Consider the following 10,920-nt stretch of genomic DNA (forward strand, 5'->3'; position numbering starts at 1 on the left):
GAGTCCTTTATAGTTAAAGTGTTTGTTTGCACTCATATTTTAACTATTTAGACTCAGGTTTTTTTATTTAAAGCAAACTATGGGACAGTAGTGACATGATTGTTCTCTTTTTTACTTCATAGAAACTTGATTAAGCTTCTACAGTTTGTACAGCAATTTTCTTAGCAGGATCTACTTTGCGACGAACCGCAGGAACAGGTTCACCATGATACTGACGATCTGCAAAGTAGCTTGAACGAACCATGGGTGCAGACCAAATATTTCTGAAGCCTAATTTACGACCATGTTCTGCGTAACGTTCAAATTCTTCTGGCGTTACAAAGCGATCTATTGGCGCGTGTTGCTTAGATGGTTGTAAATATTGCCCAATTGTTACGTAGTCCACATCATGAGCACGAAGATCATCAAGTAAAGAAATCACTTCTTCTTCAGTTTCACCAATACCCACCATCAAACCACATTTGGTGGGAACGTCTGGGCAGTATTCTTTAAACATTTTTAAAAGATTCAAAGAATGTTGATAGTCTGAGCCTGGACGCATTGCTTTATATAAGCGAGGTACTGTCTCGATATTGTGGTTAAAAACGTCAGGTGGACATTCAGTCATAATGCGTAAAGCAATATCCATGCGACCACGGAAATCAGGAACTAAGATTTCAAGTAGCGTTTTGGGACTCAAAGCGCGAGCTTCTTTAATACAATCCACAAAATGTTGAGCGCCGCCATCTAAAAGATCATCACGATCTACAGAGGTGATAACTGCATATTTCAAACCCAAGTTTGAAATAGTTTCCGCCATGTGACGAGGTTCGTCAGGATCAAGTGCATTTGGTCGACCATGAGCAACGTCACAGAAAGGACAGCGACGAGTACAAATATCGCCCATAATCATAAAAGTCGCAGTACCACCACCAAAACACTCTGGAAGGTTAGGGCAGGCAGCTTCTTCACAAACAGTATGGAGTTTTTGCGAACGTAGAGTTGTTTTTATACGCTGAACCTCTTCAGGTGCAGTCATTTTGACGCGAATCCAGTCTGGTTTACGAGGTACTTCAACCGTAGGTATAACTTTTACAGGAATTCTAGCGACTTTTTCAGCGCCACGAAGTTTTATGCCCTGTTCAGGTTTACGGTGTTCAGACATCTTATTTTCTACAACCTATTGCTTGAGATATTCGATTATTATAGTCAAATTTATAGGTTTATAGGATGAAATAGGTATTCATTTTGAAAATGTGAATATATAAAAATATATGGTTGAGAAATACATCAACCCATAGCATATTAGTTATCATATATATAGAAGTAAACAGCTAAGAGATAAAGGAGCTTTGAATGCCACGTAAGAAAGAGGTCGTTGGTGGGAATGTTGTAAAATTTGATGCAGTCATTCTCGGTTCTGGCCCAGCTGGTGAAGGCGCGGCAATGAAGCTAGCTAAAGCAGGTAGAAAAGTAGCAATCGTCGATGTACGTGATCAACTCGGTGGTAACTGTGCACATGTAGGTACCATTCCAAGTAAAGCCTTACGTCAAACAGTTTCAAGTATCATCCGTTATCAGCGTGATCCAATGTTTCAAAAAGTAGGTGAATGGAAACAATTCACCATGAAACAAGTGTTACGCAACGCGCATAAAGTGATTCAACAGCAAGTTGATACTCATACACGTTTTTATGATCGCAATAAGATTGATGTTTTTCATGGACGTGCATATATCCAAGATAAAAATACCGTACTCATTTTTGGTCAAGATGGCATAAAAGATACCATCATCTGTAAACAAATTGTGATTGCAACAGGTAGTCGCCCTTATCAGCCACAAGGTTTGGATTTTAACCATCCTCGTGTTTTTGATTCTGACAAAATTCTTGATTTGGATTATTCAATTCAAAAAATCATTATTTACGGTGCTGGTGTTATTGGTTGCGAATACGCATCGATTTTTATTGGTCTAGATCATAAAGTTGATTTGATCAACACTCAGCAAAAGCTTTTAAGCTACCTTGATGATGAAATCGCTGATGCATTGTCATATCACTTGCGTGAGCAAGGAGTATTGATTCGTCACAATGAACAAATCGATCGCCTAGAAACCTTTGACGATCATGTGGTTCTACATTTGCTTAGTGGCAAGAAAATCAAAGCTGATGCCATCTTATGGTGTAATGGTCGCTCAGGTAATACTGACGGTTTAGGACTCGAGAATGTAGGTCTTGTACCAAACAATCGTGGTCAGTTGATGGTAAATGATCAATATCAAACTGAAGTTGAGAACATTTATGCTGCTGGTGATGTGATTGGTTGGCCATCACTTGCATCTGCTGCATATGACCAAGGTCGTTGTGCAGGTGCAAACATGGTCGGTGAGAAAAATGTTAAACCGATTAAAGACGTACCAACAGGCATTTATACCATTCCAGAAATTTCTTCGATTGGAAAAACTGAACAAGAGTTGACTGAAGAAAAAGTACCTTATGAAGTAGGCCAAGCATCTTTCCGTCATCTAGCTCGCGCTCAAATTACTGGTGATACCGTAGGTGAGTTAAAAATCCTCTTCCACCGCGATAGTTTGGAAGTTTTAGGTATTCATTGTTTTGGTAACAATGCCGCAGAGATTATCCACATTGGACAAGTTGTAATGCATAGTCCGAATAATACATTAAAGTATTTTGTTGAAACGACATTCAACTACCCAACAATGGCTGAAGCATATCGTGTTGCAGCGTTGAATGGTATGAATCGTCTATTTTAAGTTTGATAGAGTTGTATGAATAAAATGCCAATCAATATGATTGGCATTTTGCTATTTAAATTGAAATAAAAAGGTTAAACATGAAAATCCAGAAAAATAATTTAGTGATTGCAACGATTATTGTTGTGCTAATTGCTGCTTATATCGGTATAGATTTAAAGCAAAACAACCTGAACGATAATGTTGTTCAGACTTCAATTGTTGAGGAAGCGGCGGTTGATAATCAGCATAAGATTATGAAAGCTTATAAACAACAGATAAGTAACATTCAAGTTCAATCCAAGGGTGAAGTAAAAGCAATTTTAGCTGATGATAATGATGGTTCAAGACACCAAAAAATGATTCTAAAACTGGAGAATGGTTTAACCGTTTTAGTGGCGCATAACATTGATTTGGCACCTCGGGTGGAGGGACTTAGAAAAGGTGAAATAGTCGAATTTTATGGAGAATATGAATATAGCCCTAAAGGTGGAGTGATTCATTGGACTCATCATGATCCACAAGGAAAACATGTGGATGGATGGCTAAAATATCAAGGGAAAAGCTATCAATAATCTCTTTTAGCTAATTAGCCATCCATAATATGCTCTAAATTAGCTTGAAAGCCCCAAATTTTGACGAGATTTCCATTTGGGTAGTATCTTAGCTAAATAGGCATCCATGCACCATACAGGCCCAATCAGAAGGAATTGCAGATCTTTGAAGAAAGAAGGTTTCTTTCCTTCAACTTTATGACCATAAAACTGACCAATCCATGCGATTACAAACACGCCGATATAAAATCCTACCCCTACAGGTAGAATAATAATAAGCCAAGCCATTACCACCAACAAAGCAGCCATAGCCACAGCTAACACGATATCCAAGCGAGCATAGAAAACGAGTGTAAGTACAAGCAATAAAGCGGTGAGGAGAGTACTAAAATGCGCAAGAATACCAATTATTGAAAAAAGAATTGCTGGGACACATACCCAATGTATTTTTTTATTCGTTTGGTTTTGGTGACTATCGCTGTATTCATCGAACCATTCATCTATCGATTTCACAACTGCACTCCTTGCTAAATTGACAATTTATAATGTCATTACTATAGCGAAGAAAGTAGTGAGGGTCAAAAATGAATCAAAAAATAATATAAATAATAAAGCCACGTATAAACGTGGCTTTATTATTAGTTGGAAGTCTAAATATTAAGAATTTGGACCATCAACACGTTCGATACTTACTTTAGCAGTACCAGCATTGGTAACACCAAGTTGCTTAGCTGCGCCATAAGATAAATCTAATACACGGTTACCATGGAATGGACCACGATCGTTAACCTTAACTACAACGCTTTTACCGTTGTCTTTATTGGTCACACGAATGTAACAGTTCAATGGCAGGCTACGATGAGCAGCAGTTAAACCATTCATATCGAATGTTTCACCGCTTGCAGTCTTACGACCATGAAATTGACGACCATACCATGATGCTACGCCAGTTTGGCTAAACTTACGTACAGTATTAGACGCAACAGTGTTAAGTTTTTCAATCACTGAAGGCTCTTCTTCAGGGATATCAATTTTAGCAGCAATTGTTTGGCGACGTACTTTGTCACCAGAACTCTCAGTGATTGAAAGACTATTGACGTTAGAAAAACGAGAATTAAAATTTTGAGAATCTTTGCTCAAAACGCGGGCTGCTAAATTAGAACCTTCAACATCATTTGTTAATGATGATGATTGTACCATTTCAGCATGTAACGGGCTTAAACTTAAGCCTGCCGTCAGCGCTAGAATATATTTCAGCGAAAACTGCATTGTATAAACTCCTAGAGAACATGTTTTTCTATCTCGACAAAACAGCATCGAAATACAGTGCACATGTCTAATTATTCACTTTTGCAATTACTTTTCTTGGGTGGATAATATTCAGCGCTTACGAAGTGTGTCTAGTCTTTAACGATAAATAGTTACAAAAAGGGTAAAAACTTACAGTTTTAGATTAAAAAACAATCAATATTGTAACAAAATATTAAAATTGATTATTTAACACCCTTTTTGAGCCATAAATTTATTGACTTTTAAATTTTGTTTAAAAAGTCGGGTTATCTTCCTGCGACTTCAGTGCCTAATAACCACACCGCTGTGGCATACATTCGACTCTTATTATAAGTCGTGATTACTTGGAAATTTGGATAAGTGATGTAGTAAATAGGTCCAAATTGGTCTTGTAATTGAATAACATTTACTAAATCAAGATCATCTATTTTTACCAAAGGGTCAATAGGTGCGATACCTAATCTTTTTAGCTCACCATAGGGAGTTGGTTGAGTTAAATCCTTAGCAATAATACTTTCAGGATCGTTACCTAAATAACGAGCAGGGAAGCCAATTGGACGATCACGTTGCCAACCATATTGAGCTAAATAATTCGCGATTGAACCAATTGCATCAACTGCGGAGTTTCTTAAATCAATATGTCCATTACCATCATAATCCACACCTAGCTTTTGGATGTTACTCGGCATAAATTGTGGATAGCCAATAGCCCCAGCATATGAACCAACGATACTGTTGGTTGGATAGCCTTCTTTATATGTCCATGAGATCAACGCTGCAAGTTCATCACTGAAGTAATCAGCACGACGAGGATAACCAAAAGCTAAGGTTGCTAGAGCGTCACGGGTAATGAAAGAGCCCTTATTTGCACCATAACCTGTCTCAACACCTAAAATGCCTAAAATTACAGATTTTGGTACACCAAATTGTTGTTCCGCACGATTCAGAACATCTTCATAGTGATTTTTAAAGCGGACACCACGTTGAATTGTACCTTCCACCAAGAACATAGAGCGATATTCATACCAAGGCTTACTTTCACCTGGACGCGTCATAATGTTTAAAATGTTGGATAAATTACGTGCGCCACTCATTGCAATATCAATTTGTTCACTACTTAAACCATAAGTAGTCATCGTTTTTTGTTTAAAAGCAAAATAATTTGGATGAGTGTAAAATTCATTTGCTTGCGCCCAATTACTACTCAGAAATAGACTGGCACTTAATGTTAAAAATTTAAAAGTATTATTTAGTTTAGGATGAAACATGTGTTTTATGAATTCCTCGTTATCGATGTGTATGAATTGACATCACAAGTCCAAATGTTGACATAAGTGTAATAATTGCAGTTCCACCATAGCTCATAAACGGTAACGGCACACCCACTACAGGTAAAATACCACTGACCATGCCTGCATTTACAAATACATAAACAAAAAATGACAAACCAAAGGCTCCTGCAACTAAACGCCCATAGTTATGGAAGCTTTGTAAGCCAATCTGAAATGTTCTAAAAATAATCGCGCAATATAAGAAAATAAGTAGGGTAACGCCGATCAAGCCAAATTCTTCAGAATAGGCTGCAATAATAAAGTCGGTATGACCTTCTGGTAAAAAATGTAAGTGAGATTGAGTACCTTCTAAAAAGCCTTTTCCTGAAAAACCGCCTGAACCTATCGCAGTTTTAGATTGAATAATATTCCAACCTGTACCCAATGCATCAGCCTCAGGATCTAACAAGGTAAGTACCCTTTGTCGTTGGTAATCGTGTAGTAAGAACTCCCAAGCAATTGGAATGATTACAGCAGCAACTCCAGCAGCGGCAGCAATCAATCTCCATGATAATCCACTCAAGAAAAGTACAAAAATGCCACTAGCAAGCACAAGTAATGAAGTACCTAAGTCTGGTTGCTCTGCAATTAAAAGAAAGGGTACGAGGATGAGCAGCAAAGATAGTATGACTTGAGACAAACTAGGAGGTAAGGCTTTGCGAGATAGGAACCATGCGATCATCATTGGCATGCCAATCTTCATGAATTCACTCGGTTGAACACTACCAAAGCCTGGAATATCAATCCATCTTTGTGCGCCCATACGTACTTCGCCAAACACAACAACGGCTACTAAAGATAAAACACCGAAGACATAAAAATATGGTGAGAATGCTTGATAAACTTTTGGAGGAATTTGCGCCAGAATAATCATGACGGTAAAACCAATGCCAAAGCTCATTGCTTGTTTACTGACAAGACCAACATCTTGGGCAGAAGCACTATATAAGACGGTAAGTCCTAAAAATGCATTTAGTACCAGAAATAGGCAAAGCCATGGGTCTATATGGAGTTGTTGCCACCGTGAAGGGTGAGTGGCAGTACTCAAGCCATCACGCGGTGCTTGACGTAAAAATTTGTACTGTGAGCTTGGAGACATGCGCTTCTAAATCAAGTAAATCAATGCTTCGCGAATGCTAACATAAACACTGATTTAGACAATGCAAATTTAGAAATTGTGACATTATATAAGTTTGAAAATGACTCATCTTTTTCTATAAAAAAAGCGACTATATATAGTCGCTTTTTTTTGAATATTCGAAGCTTATTTCTGAACGAGCAACTGATCGAAATGCTTAGTGAATACATCTAACTCAGCTTGGCTTAAGCTAGGAATAAGTTTTTTGATTACAATATGTACAGCAGTTTCAACACCGCTAGTCGCAACACTTGCAACACCACGTTTTACCATGCCTAAACCCAATGTTTTGTTGTATTCAGTCATGAAGTGTTGAATAAGCGCGTCAGCAAAAGATTTGAACTGTTGTGTTAATGCATCACGTTGTTCTTTACCGTTGCCCGCAGCAACTTCAGCAAAGCTTTTTTTCATGTCAGAAACTAAAGCATCTGGTAGTTGAGTACCGATACGTTGTTTACCTTCATTATCAATAAACAAGCTCTTTTCCATGAAAGCTAAAGATTCAAGGACTTGTTCATTCGATGCTTTGCCTAATAATTGCTTCATCAAAGTAGAGACAATACTACGAATCTTTTGAGCGAGTTCTTCAGTTGTATCTCGTTTGTCACTTGGTGGGAACTGCTGTACCAAATGCACCAACATCGTGTCAATCAGCTCATCAGTAAGTTGAAGAGAAATCTTGTCACGCAAAGGGTATTGTGGTTCTTTGCTGTTACGGTTGGCTTGTGCAAGTTGAATATCCTGACTCAACGTTGCAGATGGAAGAATACCGAAATAACTGGTCATTGAAGAACGTCCTCTATATCAAATTTATTCGTTTTATTGTCGTGCCAAGCGGATCGGCTTGGGCATCCATGACAAGTCAGATACTCGACAAGGGTTGATATCCAATCCACCACGACGAGTATAGGTTGCATAGACCATCAGTTTTTCTGGTTTTAAGTGTTGCCAAATATCTGCGAATATTTGTTCCACACATTGTTCATGAAAACCATTATGCTGACGGTAAGAAATAATATAGGCTAATATACTGCGATAACAAGGTTTTTTACCTTGAAAACGAATAAAAACAGTACCCCAGTCAGGTTGTCCCGTCACCGGGCAATTACTTCTCAAAAGATTAGAGTAAAGTTCTACTTCAATATTTTCTTCACTGACAGCATCGTACTGCAATAAGCTTGAATCTGGATGTTCTGAAAGACGTTCAGGGATCAGATCATCTATACAGATTCCTTGGGGTTTATAAATCTGTAAATCATCCACTTGAAATAGTTGCAGTTCAACTTTAGCACCAGCAGCATCTGATAAATCACGCTCAACGGTCTCAACAAATAATTGTTGCGATGCAAATTGCGTGAAATTCATGCTGTTGAAATATAGTTTAAGTGATTTTGATTCAATTAAATTCGGAGAGTTGGCTGGTAAGGTTAAACGTCCTATAGCCACTTGTGGTAAACCAAGTTGGTTTAACCATGAAATCTCAAATATATGCCACCAGTCTTTGCCTTGCGCTATGCCTTCAATATCGGCATAAAGTTTGCGAGATTCAGCACGAGCAATCGGAAATAAGACTTCTGGTTGATATTGAGTAGGATACTGGGTGTCTTTGCCCAATAAAGAATGTTCTACACTCATTCACGCATTCCTGAACCGCGAGCTAATAAATGATATGCAACTGCATAAAGGGCAACACAACATAATGTGACAACAGTGAGAGAGAATGAAACATTGACATCACTATGTCCCAAAATACCAAAACGGAAAGCGTTGACCATGTAAACAATTGGGTTAATTAAAGAGAGATTTTGCCAAAATGGACTTAAAGCACTAATCGCATAAAATACACCACCCAAGTAAGTGAGTGGAGTCAAAACGAAAGTTGGGATAATCGAAATATCATCAAAAGATTTTGCATATACGGCATTAATGAAACCACCAAGTGAAAATAATAACGAGGTGATAATTACTGTATATATAGTTACAAAGAAATTATAGATTTCCAAGTGAGTAAAAAACAAACTCATCAGAGTAACGATTAAGCCGACCAACACACCACGACATACACCACCAATCACATAACCCCAAAGAATTAAATGTAATGGCACAGGGCTCATGATCAATTCTTCAATGCTTTTTTGGAATTTTGCACTAAAGAAGCTTGAAGAAACGTTCGCATAACTATTGGTAATCACTGCCATCATAATTAAACCTGGCACAATAAATTGCATATAGCTGAAGCCACCCATTTCACCAATGCGTGATCCGACTAAATTACCGAAAATCACGAAATATAGGCTCATGGTAATCGCTGGTGGCAGCAGGGTTTGAGGCCAAATTCGCATAAAACGGCGAATTTCTTTAAGGACTAAGGTCCAAAGTGCGGTTTGTAACTGATTAAAGTTCATTGATCCGCTCCTGTAAGATTTTTCTCAACCATTTTTACGAACAATTCTTCTAAGCGGTTTGATTTGTTACGCATACTACTGACTTGAATATTTTGTGATTGTAAAATCAAAAATAAATCATTCATGCTATGCGCTTTATCCATCGTAACTTCTAAAGTCACTGGATCGATTAATTCGAATTTAAATCCAATAATATTGAGTTGCAGGTTTTCGATCGGTTCTGCTAAATCACAAATAAACGATTCTTCATTAAGTTGATTTAGGAAACCTTTCATAGTGGTATCTTCTTTGATCACACCACGGTCAATAATGGCTATGCGACGACACAACATTTCAGCTTCTTCTAAATAATGTGTCGTTAAAATGATTGAAGTACCTTTTTCATTCATTTCAGTCAAGAAATCCCACATTGAACGGCGTAATTCAATATCAACGCCTGCAGTAGGTTCATCGAGAATCAAAAGTTTTGGTTCATGCATCATCGCGCGTGCAATCATTAGGCGACGTTTCATACCACCTGAAAGCATCCGAGATTGAATGTTACGCTTTTCCCAAAGACCAAGTTTCTCTAAATAATATTCAGCACGCTGTTCAGCGAGTTTTTTGGGAATTCCATAGTAACCAGCTTGAGTGACCAAAATATCAAAAGTTTTCTCGAATTGACCAAAGTTAAACTCTTGAGGCACAACACCTAAACACTGTTTTGCCAATGATGGATGGGTATCAAGGTTATGGCCAAAAATTTCAACTGTACCTGATGTTTTTTTAGTTAAAGAACTAATGATACTGATCGTCGTCGATTTACCTGCACCATTAGGTCCTAATAATGCATAAAACTCTCCTTCAGGTACGGTTAAATTAATACCTTTTAATGCCTGAAAACCATTACGATAAGTTTTGGACAAATCGCTCAACACCAAAGCATCAGTCATGAACGTCTCTCATTGTTAGATTGAACGCGTATTTTGAGCGATATAAAAAAATAAACCAAGTGTAAAAGTGGTTTATCTTGTTCTATATATAGAACAGCGTTGAGCAGTCGTTTAGAAATCAAATGAATAGCCACTTGAATAGCCACTAATTTTGTAGACACCTTTTAGTTAGATATGGACTGCTCCCAGTATCCTAGACATGAGACCGCCTCATTTTGAAGCTGTCTCAAATGCTTCTGGGCTCATCCCATCGAGATGCGAATGACGCCTGATTCGATTGTAAAACATCTCGATATAATCAAACACATCCGCACGGGCCATTTCTCGTGTTTTATAGATCCTCTTTTTAATTCTTTCCTTCTTTAAACTACTAAAAAAGGATTCAGCAACAGCATTGTCCCAACAGTTTCCACGACGACTCATACTCGGAACTAAATTATGCTTTTGACAGAATTTCTGCCAGTCTCCGCTACTGTATTGTGAGCCTTGGTCTGAGTGTATGATCACAGGTTCATTGGGTCTGCGTCGCCATACCGCCAT

The 10,920-nt window shown here is 38.0% G+C and carries 12 protein-coding genes; 2 read left to right on the plus strand and 10 right to left on the minus strand.

What is annotated here, in order from left to right; translation table 11 throughout:
* Positions 1 to 130: 130 nt before the first annotated feature.
* Positions 131 to 1,144 (minus strand): lipoyl synthase, encoded by a 1,014-nt coding sequence (gene lipA / locus MKL32_RS10780; protein ID WP_004682327.1) that lies wholly within the window; start codon positions 1,142 to 1,144, stop codon positions 131 to 133.
* A 191-nt stretch (positions 1,145 to 1,335) separates the two neighbouring features.
* Between lipA and sthA the strand changes: the two genes are divergently transcribed.
* On the plus strand, positions 1,336 to 2,751 hold the full coding sequence (gene sthA / locus MKL32_RS10785) for a Si-specific NAD(P)(+) transhydrogenase (RefSeq protein ID WP_004915155.1): 1,416 nt from the start codon (positions 1,336 to 1,338) through the stop codon (positions 2,749 to 2,751).
* Positions 2,752 to 2,831: 80 nt separating this feature from the next.
* Positions 2,832 to 3,305, plus strand: a complete 474-nt coding sequence (locus tag MKL32_RS10790; protein ID WP_270900532.1) for a DUF3465 domain-containing protein — start codon at positions 2,832 to 2,834, stop codon at positions 3,303 to 3,305.
* A gap of 39 nt (positions 3,306 to 3,344) precedes the next feature.
* Here MKL32_RS10790 and MKL32_RS10795 read toward each other — a convergent pair whose 3' ends face one another.
* The 9 genes from MKL32_RS10795 to MKL32_RS10835 form a co-directional block, all read right to left on the minus strand.
* A complete protein-coding gene (locus MKL32_RS10795) occupies positions 3,345 to 3,797 on the minus strand; it encodes an Mpo1 family 2-hydroxy fatty acid dioxygenase (protein ID WP_004915160.1) in 453 nt (150 codons plus the stop codon).
* Between the two features lie 144 nt (positions 3,798 to 3,941).
* Positions 3,942 to 4,553 (minus strand): septal ring lytic transglycosylase RlpA family protein, encoded by a 612-nt coding sequence (locus tag MKL32_RS10800; RefSeq protein WP_004679681.1) that lies wholly within the window; start codon positions 4,551 to 4,553, stop codon positions 3,942 to 3,944.
* Positions 4,554 to 4,840: 287 nt separating this feature from the next.
* On the minus strand, positions 4,841 to 5,842 hold the full coding sequence (gene mltB / locus MKL32_RS10805) for a lytic murein transglycosylase B (RefSeq protein WP_151708303.1): 1,002 nt from the start codon (positions 5,840 to 5,842) through the stop codon (positions 4,841 to 4,843).
* A 19-nt stretch (positions 5,843 to 5,861) separates the two neighbouring features.
* Entirely contained in the window at positions 5,862 to 7,004 is a 1,143-nt protein-coding gene (gene rodA, locus MKL32_RS10810) for a rod shape-determining protein RodA (RefSeq protein ID WP_004915164.1), read from the minus strand.
* Positions 7,005 to 7,169: 165 nt separating this feature from the next.
* Positions 7,170 to 7,829: a hypothetical protein gene (locus tag MKL32_RS10815; protein WP_004915166.1), complete on the minus strand. Its 660-nt coding sequence runs from the start codon at positions 7,827 to 7,829 to the stop codon at positions 7,170 to 7,172.
* A gap of 33 nt (positions 7,830 to 7,862) precedes the next feature.
* Complete coding sequence (queF, locus tag MKL32_RS10820; RefSeq protein ID WP_126132646.1) at positions 7,863 to 8,678, minus strand: NADPH-dependent 7-cyano-7-deazaguanine reductase QueF; 816 nt, start codon at positions 8,676 to 8,678, stop codon at positions 7,863 to 7,865.
* Positions 8,675 to 9,448, minus strand: a complete 774-nt coding sequence (locus tag MKL32_RS10825; RefSeq protein ID WP_004915172.1) for an ABC transporter permease — start codon at positions 9,446 to 9,448, stop codon at positions 8,675 to 8,677. The genes queF and MKL32_RS10825 overlap by 4 nt, the downstream gene beginning before the upstream one ends.
* Positions 9,445 to 10,380 (minus strand): ABC transporter ATP-binding protein, encoded by a 936-nt coding sequence (locus MKL32_RS10830; protein ID WP_004953672.1) that lies wholly within the window; start codon positions 10,378 to 10,380, stop codon positions 9,445 to 9,447. The genes MKL32_RS10825 and MKL32_RS10830 overlap by 4 nt, the downstream gene beginning before the upstream one ends.
* 210 nt (positions 10,381 to 10,590) lie before the next feature.
* A partial coding sequence (locus MKL32_RS10835) for an IS3 family transposase (RefSeq protein WP_270900281.1) occupies positions 10,591 to 10,920 on the minus strand: 330 nt, incomplete at its 5' end.

It is taken from the genome of Acinetobacter sp. AOR34_HL (genome assembly GCF_027854795.1).
Lineage (GTDB): Bacteria > Pseudomonadota > Gammaproteobacteria > Pseudomonadales > Moraxellaceae > Acinetobacter > Acinetobacter junii.